The 14,507-nt window shown below is 43.4% G+C and carries 12 protein-coding genes and 1 tRNA gene; 6 read left to right on the top strand and 7 right to left on the bottom strand.

From position 1 onward, the window contains the following. Positions 1 to 5 precede the first annotated feature (5 nt). Both ABID99_RS04695 and ABID99_RS04700 read right to left on the bottom strand, forming a co-directional pair. Positions 6 to 833, bottom strand: a complete 828-nt coding sequence (locus ABID99_RS04695; RefSeq protein WP_373613020.1) for an HRDC domain-containing protein — start codon at positions 831 to 833, stop codon at positions 6 to 8. Then, positions 802 to 2,112, bottom strand: coding sequence for an ATP-dependent RecD-like DNA helicase (locus ABID99_RS04700; RefSeq protein WP_373613021.1), 1,311 nt, complete (start codon positions 2,110 to 2,112; stop codon positions 802 to 804). The genes ABID99_RS04695 and ABID99_RS04700 overlap by 32 nt, the downstream gene beginning before the upstream one ends. 311 nt (positions 2,113 to 2,423) lie before the next feature. Here ABID99_RS04700 and ABID99_RS04705 point away from each other — a divergent pair. Continuing rightward, a tRNA-Gly gene (locus ABID99_RS04705) sits at positions 2,424 to 2,496 on the top strand. 540 nt (positions 2,497 to 3,036) lie between these two features. Here the strand turns inward: ABID99_RS04705 and ABID99_RS04710 are convergent. Further along, complete coding sequence (locus ABID99_RS04710) at positions 3,037 to 3,423, bottom strand: VOC family protein (RefSeq protein ID WP_373613022.1); 387 nt, start codon at positions 3,421 to 3,423, stop codon at positions 3,037 to 3,039. Positions 3,424 to 3,625: 202 nt separating this feature from the next. Next, positions 3,626 to 3,997, bottom strand: coding sequence for a hypothetical protein (locus tag ABID99_RS04715; RefSeq protein ID WP_373613023.1), 372 nt, complete (start codon positions 3,995 to 3,997; stop codon positions 3,626 to 3,628). A gap of 139 nt (positions 3,998 to 4,136) precedes the next feature. On the opposite strand from ABID99_RS04715, the gene ABID99_RS04720 reads away from it, so the two are divergent. The 3 genes from ABID99_RS04720 (at position 4,137) to ABID99_RS04730 (ending at position 9,838) form a co-directional block, all read left to right on the top strand. Further along, positions 4,137 to 4,763: a sigma-70 family RNA polymerase sigma factor gene (locus tag ABID99_RS04720; protein ID WP_354437224.1), complete on the top strand. Its 627-nt coding sequence runs from the start codon at positions 4,137 to 4,139 to the stop codon at positions 4,761 to 4,763. A gap of 211 nt (positions 4,764 to 4,974) precedes the next feature. After that, positions 4,975 to 6,051: a YncE family protein gene (locus tag ABID99_RS04725; protein ID WP_373613024.1), complete on the top strand. Its 1,077-nt coding sequence runs from the start codon at positions 4,975 to 4,977 to the stop codon at positions 6,049 to 6,051. A gap of 148 nt (positions 6,052 to 6,199) precedes the next feature. Continuing rightward, positions 6,200 to 9,838: a family 78 glycoside hydrolase catalytic domain gene (locus ABID99_RS04730; protein WP_373613026.1), complete on the top strand. Its 3,639-nt coding sequence runs from the start codon at positions 6,200 to 6,202 to the stop codon at positions 9,836 to 9,838. Between the two features lie 88 nt (positions 9,839 to 9,926). Here the strand turns inward: ABID99_RS04730 and ABID99_RS04735 are convergent, their stop codons facing one another. Together ABID99_RS04735 and ABID99_RS04740 are read right to left on the bottom strand one after the other, a co-directional pair. Continuing rightward, positions 9,927 to 10,337: a cupin domain-containing protein gene (locus ABID99_RS04735; RefSeq protein WP_373613027.1), complete on the bottom strand. Its 411-nt coding sequence runs from the start codon at positions 10,335 to 10,337 to the stop codon at positions 9,927 to 9,929. A 74-nt stretch (positions 10,338 to 10,411) separates the two neighbouring features. Next, complete coding sequence (locus tag ABID99_RS04740; RefSeq protein WP_373613028.1) at positions 10,412 to 11,710, bottom strand: epoxide hydrolase family protein; 1,299 nt, start codon at positions 11,708 to 11,710, stop codon at positions 10,412 to 10,414. Positions 11,711 to 11,991: 281 nt separating this feature from the next. On the opposite strand from ABID99_RS04740, the gene ABID99_RS04745 reads away from it, so the two are divergent. Then, entirely contained in the window at positions 11,992 to 13,146 is a 1,155-nt protein-coding gene (locus ABID99_RS04745; RefSeq protein WP_090533257.1) for an ankyrin repeat domain-containing protein, read from the top strand. A 36-nt stretch (positions 13,147 to 13,182) separates the two neighbouring features. Here ABID99_RS04745 and ABID99_RS04750 read toward each other — a convergent pair whose 3' ends face one another. After that, positions 13,183 to 13,668 carry a hypothetical protein gene (locus ABID99_RS04750; RefSeq protein ID WP_139160045.1) on the bottom strand — a complete coding sequence of 162 codons (486 nt, stop codon included), beginning with the start codon at positions 13,666 to 13,668 and terminating at the stop codon, positions 13,183 to 13,185. Positions 13,669 to 14,037: 369 nt separating this feature from the next. Between ABID99_RS04750 and ABID99_RS04755 the strand changes: the two genes are divergently transcribed. Continuing rightward, a complete protein-coding gene (locus ABID99_RS04755) occupies positions 14,038 to 14,481 on the top strand; it encodes an Hsp20/alpha crystallin family protein (RefSeq protein WP_090533253.1) in 444 nt (147 codons plus the stop codon). The last annotated feature ends 26 nt before the right edge of the window (positions 14,482 to 14,507 follow it).

Below are 14,507 nucleotides of genomic sequence, written 5' to 3' on the forward strand. Positions count from 1 at the left end.
TCTTTTTAGGAAAATAAGTCGTTTTCGCCTAAATAAGTCCTGATCATTTTTAGAATGGGTTCGCCCAGGTCTGTTGCTTTTGCATCACCAAAACTTTTTAATTGCGAAAGCTGGTTTAATGACCGTGGTAGCTTAGCAGTGATATCGCGCAGCATGTTTTCAGACACCAGCGTATGTTCGGGGATTTTACGTTCGAGACTGGTTTCTTTACGCCAATTGAGTAATTGTTTGTATAATTCGGGATTAACAATTTCCTTCTCTTTTGGCAGTGCTTTAGGGTTCCAATTTTTATATACGGGCTTGTAACTTATCCCTGCTTCCTGTACCGACGATAAAACATCCCTGCCCGATGTAGCAATGGGCAGACGTACAAATGCTGCCGTTTTTGCTTTCAGGTTAACCAATAAGTGATTTAAGCTGTCGTAAAACTCGGCAGGAGGGTTGGTGTTATTTATGACAGTATAAAAACTGTTAATAGCCTCCGAAAAAGTATTTAATTTAGGCAGAAAATAGTTAGCAGCATTTTTTAGCCTGCTTATAAACGGGGCATTGGTCCAGATAAGCTGATCATCGGGTAAAGCGCCCAGTTCCTTCCTGATAAAACGGTCGCCAATAGTTTTAATTTCAGTTTCCCAGCTGTGATCGGTTTTGTTGATGTTTTCGGATAAGGGGCTATTTTTAATCGCGCTGTTTAGCATGATGGTTTTAAGCTGCCTCCATGCACCCGTGAGCATCGAAAAATCGAAGATGTCCTTCATTTCTTCCAGGGCTATTTGCCGGATAGTACTTTCCAGCAGATTTTCATCGGGTATGGAGATAGCTGCATTTTGCATAAAGCTGATGATCTCTCGATCGGTGCGGATATTTTTCGGGGCGTACCGGCGATTTCAGGATCATGCCCTCAAGCGAACGGCAACGGCTTAGCGCAACATAAGCTTGCCCGAAAGCAAAGGCGGCGTCGACATCAATAACCGCTTTTTCAAATGTAAGTCCCTGGCTTTTGTGTATGGTGATGGCCCAGGCCAGCCTAAGCGGATATTGGCTAAACGAACCGTTATTTTGTTCATTTACTTTCTGCTCATTTTCGGCCAATGCATATTTTACGTTTTGCCAGGTTTCTGGGATCACTTCAAACTCGGTACCGTCGTCAAGGAAACTAAGGCGAATATTACCCGGTCCCATTGCAACGATGCGCCCCGTGCGGCCGTTATAATATTGCTTTTTACCAGAGCTGTCATTTTTAATGAACATTACTTGTGCCCCAACTTTCAAAACAAGCTCATCTTCGGCGGGGCAGGCATCTTTGGGGAAATCGCCGGTTACGGTGGCTTTAAAAGTGTGGGCTTCACCATCAAGCTCCATTAAACGCTGCTGGTTAATTTCGTTAACAAGTTGGTTATGGGTAGATAGGGTTACATAATCTTTAAGCCAGCTGGCATTCAGATTAGGGTTATAATGTGCGTTAAGCTTGTTCAGCATTTCGTTGTTGGCGTAGCCATTGCGAATACTGTTCAGGATCTCCACAAATACCGGATCTTTTTGGCGGTAAACCTGTGTAAGTTCAAATGTTAACACCGGAAATTTTTGGAATGCAAGGCTATCAAAAAAATAAGGCCCTTTGTAAAAGTTTCTGAGTACCGGCCAGTCTTTTTCATAAACAGGGGGGAGCTGAAACAAGTCGCCGATCATCAATAACTGTACACCGCCAAAAGGTCGCGCCGATCCTTTAACCTGGCGCAATACAGTATCAATATAATCAAGGGTATCGGCGCGTACCATACTGATCTCATCAATAATGAGCAGATCGAGGCATTTTAATATGTTTGATTTTTCGAGGCTTACCTGCCTGAGCAGGGTGCTGTGATTGTTATAATCCGTTACAGGCACCTGCGGCCCGAAAGGCACCTGGAAAAAGGAATGAATGGTTACGCCGCCGGCGTTAATAGCTGCTACTGCGGTAGGGGCTACAACCGCCAGATTTTTGGTAACGTTTGCCCTGATCCAGCGGAGAAAAGTGGTTTTACCGGTGCCTGCCTTACCTGTTAAAAATATCGGCCGGTTAGTATTTTCAATAAATTTAAGGACGAGTTCATGAAAAGGCTCCAACACCATACACTTGTTATATTATTGCTCCCCGGATCAGGAAATTATCTTCAAATTTAATAATTAGGTGCGATAGTGCTGGAAACTGTTTGTCAACATATCAGAAAACGACTTTAAATAAACACACCCAAACGGATAAATTAATTACCTTCTTTGCCTTTTTTAAGTGCCTGTTTCTTACACGGACATTAATTACAAACTATAATAGGTCTGGAGACGTGTGTAAGTATTTGATTAAAAGTGTGTTAAATTTAATTTGCAAAATTTTTAAAAATATTTTGCCAGCACCTGGTGGAAGTTATATATTTGCGGCCACCAATGCGAAAGTAGCTCAGTTGGTAGAGCACGACCTTGCCAAGGTCGGGGTCGCGAGTTCGAATCTCGTCTTTCGCTCTTAAGCCTTTCCCTATCCAGGGAGAGGCTTTTTTATACCTCTAATCATCTATTCAACCACCCGATGAAGGAATAATTTTAGTAAAAGCCTATCTGTAACAATATCAATACAATGAAGATGGATGGTGAGGGTTGGCCGAGGCAGGTCATGGCAGGGTTAATTCTTCCCCGGTTCGGGAAAGTTTATATACGCTAATTGAGCTTATGGGCGGGCGCAAAAGCTGGTTTGCCCGTAAAAATTGTCTCAATATTTCAGGAAAAAGTTTTGCGGTAACTGTACCAGCGGATAACTTTTAATAGCTCATCCTCTGAGATAATATTATTGCCTGTGGGCTGGAAAACCAATTCTTTATCCAGTATTGTGGCCCGCAATGGTTGGGACGAACCCGTACTGGTTTGCGTTTCCGGTTCGAAAACGCAGACGCTACTGCCTGAACCGGGAATTAAGATAACGTCGACCCCATCTACGGAGTTCAGTAAATAATTTTGATCCATGCTATACCTTTTGCAAAAAGTATACCTGTTTAGTAACTATCTCTATCAACCGGGATGGCCGAAAAATAAAATATAACCATCAGCGTCTGCCAATTCAAAGCCGCGCAAGCCATCAGGAGTATTTTGTAACGGTACAGTGAAACTAACACCGCGCGATATAAACTCTGCGGACAGCGTATCCGGGTCAGGTACACTAACATACGCGTCCCACCGGGCATCCGGGGCTTGCTTGTAGTTCGGAAGCGGGTCCTCGCCTACAGATTTCAGGAAGATCATTGCCCCATCCCGCTGTACAATAGCAAAAAACGGATCATGATCCGGCTCCTGGAAAACGGTATCAAAACCGAGTTTCTCCAGATAAAAGGATATTGCCGTTGTGACATTGCGTACAATGAAGAATGGAGCAATGCCGGCTATATGTGGCTGATTCATAAGTTGATTTTACAAGACTACAGATATAAATATATGAAGCAGGTACTGGATTGGCAATATGTGAAATATGTTTCTCCTTCCTGAATAATGTGAATATATAAATAAGTCTGTCGGATATAAGTCTTATCCGACAGATTTGCATCGCAATGTCCTTTATGGCCCGTTATAAATAATTGTACAACACAGTAAAGTGCTTATGATGTTAATTTTTGACTGTAGTAGATAGTTTTGCTAATGAGAAGGCACCGATTGCCATTACAATGTCACGCACAGCCACATCTAAATAGGTTCCGCTTGCCAATAAACTCAATGCAATTAATACTAACCAGGCACTAACAAGATAAGCTCCTTTTTGCGGATTCAAAAGAACTAATATCCCGGCCACAATTTCAATTACACCAACAATCATCATAAATACATGTTCGCTGAAAGGCAGCATGGTTTTAATTGTTGGATTGAGATAATGTGACCAATCGGTCAATAGGTTGGTGAATTTGTCGGCTCCCGCTACAACAGGCACTAAACCATAAGTAAACTTTAAAAGAGTTTGAGTGTTTTTAGTTTGATCTTCCATGATTATTTTGAATTAATATCCATTAGAGATTGCCTTTGAACAAAGGGTTACAAAGTTTAATTAGAGGTAATCTGTAACCCTTTAGCTTTACAGTGCTCTATTATATAAATCAGATTTTATGAACCCACCTGCCGATCATATGACCGATACTTTCAGTGACGAGGAGATTGTAAAACGAGTAGTTAATGGCGAAAAGCATTTGTACGAAAAACTAATGCGCAAATTCAACGAAAGATTGTATAGGATCAGCATGTCCATCATTAACGACGATAAGGAGGCTGAAGACATTATGCAAACGGCCTACCTAAACGCCTATCGCCAGTTGTCTAATTTCAAATATCAATCGAGTTTTAGCACCTGGCTAATCCGGATCCTGATTAACGAGAGCCTGTTGCACAAAAAGAGGAAAGCTCAATTAGAAAAAACACTTACGGAACATATTCGCATTGATCACCAACCTGAAACACCTTTAGATAATCTTATGAACAAAGAATTAAAAGCTATTTTAGAAAAGGCGGTATTAACGCTCCCTGAAAAATACAGGTTGGTATTTGTAATGAGGGAGATACAGGGAATGACCACTAATGAAACAATGGAAGCGCTGGAAATAGGGGAGTCTAATGTTAAAATAAGATTGAACCGGGCCAAAGAAATGTTACGCACCGAGTTAAATAGTTATTGGCAGCCCGGAGAACTTCTGGAATTTAACCTTACTCGTTGTGATGTGATCGTTAATTATGTGATGCATAAAATCAATGCAGGTTGATAATAATGTTATCAGAAATTTGGGTGTTATTATAGTTAATCTATTAAAAACAAACCGCGATAGATAACAATCTGGTCTTCGTCGATTTGTTTGCCACCGGCAGAGGTAGCAAAGCTGTGATCAGTATATTTGTTTTAAGGAGAGATCACTCTAATGATCGGCTTCGTTACTTTTAAACGAATTATAAACCGCCCTTCAATTAACAAATCGCATGAATAAAACTGCATTCGCCCCCAATTTTAAAGCGATGAGATTTGACATGGTCAAATTACTCGTCGTAAGCATATTATGGATTCCGATGGTTTTTATTTCAAACAAATGTTCAGCGCAGGCCACACCCTCGCGGGTTTTACTTGCACTTTCAAAAAGCGATCATAATTTGGCGATCATCAATCCGGTGACTTTAAAGGTTATCGCGCGTATTCCTGTGGGATCCGATCCTCATGAAGTTATTGCCTCAGCCGATGGAAAGACGGCTTATGTTTCCATCTACGGTGGAGGAAGCCTGCACGAGCTGAGAGTAATTGATCTTGTGGCGCAAAAAGCGCTGCCCGCCATTGATACCAAACCATTGATGGGGCCGCATGGATTAACATTTGCAGGAGGAAAAGTTTGGTTCTCGGCCGAAGGCGCTAAAGCTGTTGGCCGCTATGATCCTGCAACCGGCAAATTTGACTGGGCCATGGGAACAGGCCAGGATAGAACGCACATGATCTATGTAACCGATGATGGGAAAAAGGTGTTTACCACAAATGTATCTTCAGCAACGGTAAGCATTTTGGAGGATAGTTTGCTGAAGCCAATGGGGCCTCCGGGCGGTTTTGCACCTCCGGCACGCCATGACTGGGTACAAACTGTTGTCCCGGTAGCTAAAGGTTCTGAGGGTTTTGACGTATCACCCAATGGGCGCGAATTGTGGACTGCAGGTGCTGAGGATGGCAATATTTCAATCGTCGATATCGCGGCCAAAAAGGTAACTGCCACAATTGATGCAAAGGTGGCAGGTGCCAACCGGCTTAAATTTACGCCTGATGGCAAACGTGTATTGGTTACCAGTCTTCGTACCGGCGACTTGTTCGTTTTTGATGCTACTTCGCATCAGGAAATAAAACGTATAAATACAGGCCATGGGGCGGCAGGGATTCTGGTAAACGACGACGGATCACGTGCATTTATCGGCTGCACTGGTGATAATTATGTGGCAGTGATCGACCTTAATAAATTAGAAGTGACCGGGCATATTGATATTCGCGGGGCTGATGGTTTGGCCTGGGCGTTGATGCGTTGATGCCGTGATAATTTATTAGCTTTAAGCTTCGTATTCTGCTTTTAGTCCTATAAAAAAGTATTTGCAATCAAAGGGGTAAGTAAGGGACAGTTAAGTATCATTTTATTAGCATATTGCTTTACCAATTATTTTTACTGTAAACCCAATTATGACAAAAAATCCTGCCCCGATAACTAAACCGGCTATCCTGATTTTATTACTGTTATTTTCATTTATACAAATTAACCTTTACGGTGCTGTAAAAGGGACCAGGATAGTTAACCTGCAGGTGGAGTATACAGATCATCCTATTGGGATTGATGTTAAACTGCCCCGGTTTAGCTGGCAAATGCTGGCCCCTGAAGGATCGAGAGGCTATAACCAGGTTGCTTATCAGATCATCGTAAAAGATACACAGGGAAAAGTGGTATGGAATAGCACCAGAATAAAAAGTGGAACAGCCTTAGCTGTGGTTTACGCAGGCTCGCCGCTTAAAGCCGCAACCCGCTATAGCTGGACGGTAAATGTTTGGGATCAGGCAGGCGGTGTTTCTTCCTCGGGCTCCTGGTTTGAAATGGGGCTCATGGACACGGGAATGTCGGCCTGGGATGGCGCGCAATGGATAGGGGGAGGAGATAATGACCTGGTGCTTTATGCACATTACCTGCCGCTGTATAACCTGAAATATAAAGTGGCTATCGCGCCGGGGAGCTCCAGGGCAGGCCTGATTTTTGCCGCTAATGACCCACGGCTGATGGATAGTAACAGGAACATTTTTCAGCTTGCCAATAAAAAGAACCAATCTTATTTTAAAGTGGAGGTGGATATTTCAGGGCTGGATCAGGGAGGCAATGCACGGATCAACGTATACAGAGCAGGGTATTCGGAAAAAGATACATTGGATAAAGTATTTAAAAGCTTCCCAATAAAAACCGACCTGATTGGCAACGGTAATAAGAACAAACAACACTCCATATTGATCAATAATGAGCTTGGTACACTTACATTCACTGTTGATGATAATAAAACATTTTTAGCAGATGAGAAAGATGCAATTGCTATAGCCCAGCCTGTACCTGCAAACCGCGACGCCGTGATAACACTTAATCCGCTTGGCCGCCATGATGTAATCTCTTTTGGAATGCTTGGCGAGATAGGTTTTTCTGTAGATAAAGGTCAGAAAGCCGAATTTTCTGAGCTGACGGTTTCCAATTTCAGGTCGCCGCGCAACAATTTATTCAGCGAAAAGCCCGAAGAACATAATTACAAAGGGATTTTTAAAGAAGCAGTTATTACTCCTTCATCCGGTTTAGTTATAAAAGATGGGAAATATGAGGTAGATGGCGGAAGTGCGGGCGCATTTATCCTTGCCGATCCCAGTCATAACGCTATGCCTATGCTACGCTCGGTTTTTAATGCCGATAAAAGTATTTCGCAGGCAAGGCTTTATGTAACGGCAAGGGGGATTTATGAAATCTATCTTAACGGTAAACGGGTAGGTAACGATTATTACAACCCCGGCCTTACACAATATAACAAAACTCATCTTTATCAAACCTACGATGTAACCGGTATGGTAAGTAAAGGGAAAAACGCTATTGGTGCTATGCTCGGCGAAGGCTGGTGGAGTGGCTTGTTGAGCTACGGCTCGGTCTGGAACCATTTTGGCGACAGGCAATCCTTATTAGCCAAGCTGGTTATTACTTATACTGATGGTTCGCAGGAGGTGATCAAAACCAATAACAAAAACTGGAAATATTTTAACGATGGCCCTGTTGTTTACAGCAGCCTGGATATGGGCGAGGTTGATGATGCCACAAAGGAAGTTGCAGTTAAAGACTGGAACACGGTAGCTTATGATGATCATAACTGGCAAAAGGCGCAGGAAGTATCTCTGAAAGGAACAACATATACGGGGGATGACGTTGACTATTTCGGGAAAAAGATCCCGCTGGATTTTGATCATATTTCGATGATCGGGCAGATCGGAACATCGGCAGGAATTTATAAAACCCTTACTGCAAAAGGAGTGAGGGAAGTTAGAAAAGGTGTTTATGTATATGACATGGGACAGAATTTTGTAGGTGTGCCCAAGATCAGCATCAAAAATGGTATCGCCGGAAAAAAACTAACCTTACGTTATGCCGAAATCCTGTATCCCAACCTGAAGGAGTCTGGTAAAAATGTAGGTATGATCATGACCGAAAATTACCGTGCAGCTTTAAGTCAGGATCTCTATATCATGAAGGATGGCGATCAGGTGATCCAACCGCATTTTACATCGCATGGTTATCAATATATCGAAATTACCGGCATTGATAGGCCGCTGCCGTTAGAGGATGTACAAGGCCTGGTTATAAGTTCTGTAAAAAAACTCACTGCCAATTATACTACCTCCAATCCAAGGGTAAACAAACTATGGTCCAACCTAACGTGGTCAAACATCGATAACTTCCTCACAATACCAACCGATTGCCCGCAAAGGAATGAGCGGATGGGCTGGTCGGGCGATATCAGTATTTTTTCGCGTACTGCAACCTATGTATCCAATGCCGATCAGTTTCTGCGCAGGCACATGCTGGCTATGCGCGATTTGCAAACCGAGCAAGGGCGATTTACCGATATTGCGCCTGTTGGCGGCGGATTTGGCGGCGTGATTTGGGGAAGCGCTGGCATTACTGTAGCCTGGGAAACTTACCAGCAATATAATGATGTATCATTACTTGCCGAACATTATGATGCCATGTGCAGGTATATGGATTACATCGACTCAACTATTGATCCTAAAACCGGCTTCAGTACGGATGGTGTGCTGGGCGACTGGCTTGGGCCACAGTATATGCAGCTTGGCACTGCTTTCCCGGTTACGGCTTATCATGTTTATGATTTGGGCATTATGGCAAAGGTGGCTGGCATTTTAGGAAAGAAAGATGATGCTGAGAAATTCAGGAAAAAATATGAAGAGCGAAAAGCTTTCTTCAACAAAACATTTGTTAACGCTGATAAAAAAGCCGTAGGTCTTATTGGGGGTGGGATGTTCGGCGAGCCGGGCAAGAAAGAGTTTAAAGTTTCGGATACACAAACCGCCTATGCAACAGGTTTGGCCCTTGGTGTATTCAGCGACGAAAATGTCAGTTATATGGCAAAGAACCTTGAGGCTGCGGTTGAACGTGAGAATAAAGATGATCAGGGGATCGTCCGTCCGTCTTATTCCCTCATGACCGGATTTGTAGGTACGGGCGCGATCAGTAAAGCCCTTTCAGATAACGGGCACTCGGGCCTTGCTTATAAAATGTTGCAGAACGAGCATTATCCATCGTGGCTGTATGCTATTAATCAGGGCGCTACAACTATCTGGGAAAGGCTGAACGGGTATACTGTAGAAAACGGCTTTGGCGGTAATAACAGCATGAACTCTTTTAACCACTATTCATTTGGCGCTGTTGGTCAATGGATGATTGCTTATTCTATCGGGATTCAGCGTGATGAACCTGGTTTTAAGAAATTTATTTTGCAGCCTGAGCCCGACCCCACCGGGGAGATGACCTGGGCTAAAGGATCTTATGATTCACCTTATGGACGGATAAACAGTAGCTGGTCCGTAAGCGGTAAAACATTGGCCTATGATGCAACTGTTCCGGCGAATACCACAGCTACATTGTTTCTTCCGGCAGTTACTGTTAAAGGCATAACTGAAGGTGGTAAGCCTGTGGCAGGGGCAAAGGGTATCAGCTTTATCAGGTTTGAAGGAAACAAAGCAATTTATCGCTTGATGCCGGGAGCTTACCGGTTTACATCAAGCTTATAAAGCTATGCCCGAAGCAATTTTGGAAGTATTGATCGCAACGATTATTGATGAGGTTGGGGATCGATACTTCCAAAATCTATAATGAACCTTACTTGATCAATGTAACAAGTGGTTTATCTTTTTCAACAATATAGGTGGCAAGCTCACTCGCCTTAGTAGTACCCACATTTTTTACCGAATGCACGGTTCCGTAAGGAATGAACAAAACATCGCCTGCTTTAAGTGTTACCGGTTGTTGGCCTGCTACCTGGTATTCCAGTAACCCTTCAAGTACATAAATAATTTCTTCGCCGGGGTGTTTATGCTCAGGATAAGCCTTCCCTTTTTCAATATCTACACGGATCTGCACCATTTCGCGGCCAGGAACACTAAGGCCATGTCGCTGTAACTCCGTGCGGCCAGTTACCGTTTGCTGAGCCAGGACAGATGATGGAAGTGTAAGTACTGCAAGAGCTGTGATAATAATGGCAGTAGCCAATTTGTTTTTATTAGTTTTCATGTTTTTTTTGATTTTAGTTGTTTGTAATTTATTTAAAAGCAGGCAATGTGATTACTCCATTACCCTAAAGTAAATTAACGCAGTTGTTTGAATGCTGCACGCAACTCTTCAGTAAATAATTGTGGTTGTTCCCACGCTGCGAAGTGACCACCCTTGTCAACCTCATGAAAATAAGTAAGGTTAGGGTATGCACGCCGGGCCCAGGTTTCGGGAGCGCGATAAACATCTTCCGGAAACACGGTAATAGCTACCGGCAATTTGATCTCGGTGGTTTTTTGCGCAGTGGCGCTTATGGGTCCGCGTCCGGCATTTTCCCAATAAAGGCGCGCTGCAGAAGTACTGCTGTTTGTAAGCCAGTACAAAGTAAAGTCGTCGAGTACTTCATCTTTTGTTGGGTATTTGTCTGGGTCATCATCATAAGTCCATTGTGAAAAACCGGGATGAATTAGTAACCAGGCTGCAAGGCCGGCAGGTGAATCTGTTAAGCCATAGCCAATGGCCTGTGGCCTGGCAGTCATTATTACGTTGTATGCAGCGGCGCCTGTTTTTCTGTATTTGCTTAAGGCATTAAATACATCAAGTTCTTTACCTGAAAGTCCGGCAGGAGCGGGGCTGCCGGTGGTAAGCGCCGCATCTACTTCAACAGGTATTGTGGCCGGTAAATTGAGGTGAATGCCTGCCAAACCTGCCGGCGCCTGCCTGCCCATTGCTTCGGTGATAACTGCGCCCCAATCGCCGCCTTGTGCCGCGTAATGGGTGTATCCAAGTCGTTTCATAAGCACATCCCATGCGCGGGCAATGCGCTCTGGGCCCCAGCCAGCTTCGGTTGGTTTGCCAGAGAAGCCATAACCCGGTAGGGATGGAATCACTACATCAAAAGCATCTTCTGCCCGGCCCCCAAATGCGGTCGGATTAGTAAGCGGGCCAATGATCTTAAGTAATTCAAACACAGAACCAGGCCAGCCATGTGAAATAATGAGCGGCAATGCATTTTTGTATGGTGAGCGTACATGAATAAAGTGGATGTTAACGCCATCAATTGTAGTTGTAAATTGTGGCAAAGCATTTAGTTTTTCTTCAGCTTTGCGCCAATCGTAGCCCTTGCCCCAATAATTAACAAGTTCCTGTAGCTTTTCAAGCTGAGCACCTTGTGAACGGTCGGCAACGGTTTCATGATCTGGCCAGCGCGTTGCTGCTATGCGGCGTTTAAGATCAGTGATTTCTTTTTGAGGAATATAAACCTTGAAAGGGCGAATGACTTCATTGGATTGTACTTCGGCAGGAGTTCCCGTTTGCGCATAGCCGGTTGTGCCCTGCACCAGAAAGGTTCCTGCAATAATGGTACTTACAAGAAGGTTTTTTACAGTTTTCATTGTTTGAGTATCTAATTTTTGGTAAAACTACAGCAGTAGCTATCCGTTATGAAGCTCCTTTATGGTGAAGCGGACTAACTAATCCTTCAGACAGACATTAACGGATGCAAAAGTCAGGTTAAGGAGGAGAAAATGACCGCTTACCGGCCGAAAAAGAATAGCTAACAAGATTTGACTAATGTATATTTGATAAACAATTGCCAATGTATAAATCACTTAAATCAGGCTTTAAGATTGCCAGTTTATACTTCTAAAAAAATGAAGTTTTAACGAATAAAATCATGACTGACATATCTATAACCCAAAAGAGTATAGCAGACCAGGCAGCCCGCGATGGCAATGTTACTACCCTGGCCGATTTTATACTGAATTATGGCGATAGGTCACAGTTGTCGCAGTGGTTTGGGGATACGGGTTATCAACCGGAAAATAGCCCCGAGGAGAATGCCCGGTTAATTATATCTCATGCAAACTATTTTGATAGCTGGGCACATTATGAAAAATTTAAAACCGGGTTATCAGCAAATCCGTCCTTGCAGCAATTTGAGCAAGCGGCAGATGCTATAGCTGCCGGAGATGCGGATACGCTCAAAAAGCTGCTGGCACAAAGGCCAGGCCTGATAAATGAGCGTTCGCGGCGCAATCATCACAGCACATTGTTAAATTATGTTGGTGCAAATGGCTTTGAAGCATGGCGCCAGAAAACACCACAAAATGCCGTGGAAATTGCGGCTATAATTTTAGACGCAGGCGCAGAAGTTGATGCCTGGGGCGATATGTACCGGGGAACATCTACACTCGGACTTGTTGCCACCAGTGTGCACCCGGTTATCAAAGGAATACAGGAAGAGCTGATGGATATCCTGATCAGGCATGGTGCCGACCCCAATCATGCGGTAGCTGCGGATTATACCGATGGCAACCTGATCCTGGCCTGTCTGCATAATGGCCGTTATGAACCTGTCCGTTATCTTGCTTCCAAAGGCGCGGAAGTTGAATTGGAAGGTGCCGGTGGTATTGGCGACCTGGAAAAGGTTAAATCTTATTTTAATGAACAGGGAGAACTTATTAATAAAAGCATGGCTGCGAAGCGCGATGGCTGCCTGATCTGGGCTTGTGTTTGCGGTCATCGCCCGGTAGTTGAATTTTTACTGAACCACGGCTGCGGCGTGCGCACCGTTTGGGACAATACCACGCCACTCCATTCGGCGGCCTACGGGGGGCAGGTAGAATTGGTAAAGATGCTGCTGAACGAAGGCGCAGACATGGAAGCATTGAATGGATACGGGGGCACTGTATTGGGCTCCACGCTTTGGGCGCTGTACAACAGCCGGAGGCCGGGCCACCTGGAAATCATGGAAATACTGATAGCCTCGGGTGCAGTTATTAAGGATGACTGGCAAATTTATATCGATGAAAAAAGAGCTGAAACATAGCCTGACCCTATGAAAGGAGCTTGCATGGCAATTTTCCTACCTGTCAATCGATCTTAATTTAGTCGATGGGTTAGCCATATTCATCGAAAAAAGATTTTCAGGCAGTATGATATCCGGGTATTTATCCATCATATAAGCCTTTTGAACGGGAACGTCAAATGCCCTGATCACGCGCTGGTTAAATGTTTTAACCCTGATAGTTTCGCTGTTTATGCGGAGGAGGATCACCGGTTGCGGCGCTCCGTTTACCTGTACGCTGTAATTATAATCTATCCCCTGAAAATAGATAGTTGTTTCATAACCGAATTCATAAACCTCTTTGGCCTTTTTGATCTTTTTTGATTTAACGGAAAGGATCAGGTAAAAAATGCCAGCCCAGGCCAGCAACAATGGTACAAATATTATCCAGCCGCCCATGCTGCCAAAAAAGACTATTAAGGGTGCTCCAAAGCAAAGATTAAACATCAATCCAAAACTGGTATAAAAGGGTTTGGAATAAAAATAAGTGATTCTTCTGCTCACATCATCTGTTATTAACCTGATAGGCACCATGATTTGTACTTTATGATTTAAACCAAAATAAAATAGTTATTGTTTTAGGCCCCAAAGAACGGAGGGGGGTAATTGGCCGCGATTCTACCAATGCTTTTTTAGCTTGAACAAAGCGGCACACGTCGTAAAAATATCAACCATTATTGCTTTGCTTTAATACGAATGTTAAAAAGCAATGGCATATTGAATATTTGTCAGGTCGAACTGAAAAAAAAGCATTTTTTGTGAAATTTTTTCAGTGATCTCAAGTATTTATTACACTGGCATTAGCTTTGAATTGAATGAACCGGTTTAATTAATATAAGTTTTAATCATTAATTTATTTAAGGAGGAAGACCTATGACATTGGTTAAATTTAATGCCGACAAAAAGAATAACAGTTCGTTATTACCGTCATTTAATGATGTTTTTGAATCAATCTTAAACGATTCTTTTTTCAATGACCGCCTGGTAGCGCGCGTTCCAGCAGCTAACATCAGCGAAACCGAGGATCATTATCATGTTGAACTGGCTGCGCCCGGCCTGAAAAAAGAAGATTTCAAAATTAACCTTGACCGCAATGTGCTGCACATTTCGGTAGAACGACAAAACGAAAGCAGCGACGTTCAAAAAAATTACAGTAAACGTGAGTATAGTTACAGTTCATTTGTACGTTCGTTTACGTTGCCCGACAGCGCCAATGCCGAAAATATTGAGGCGTCTTATACAGACGGCGTCCTGAAGATCGATATTGCTAAACGCGAAGAAGCTAAGGCTATACGCAGGCAAATTGAAATTAAATAAGTGGATTAGTTTTTTAAATGAGGCTC

This window comes from Mucilaginibacter sp. OAE612 (assembly GCF_041806395.1).
In the GTDB taxonomy this organism is placed as follows: Bacteria; Bacteroidota; Bacteroidia; order Sphingobacteriales; family Sphingobacteriaceae; genus Mucilaginibacter; species Mucilaginibacter rubeus.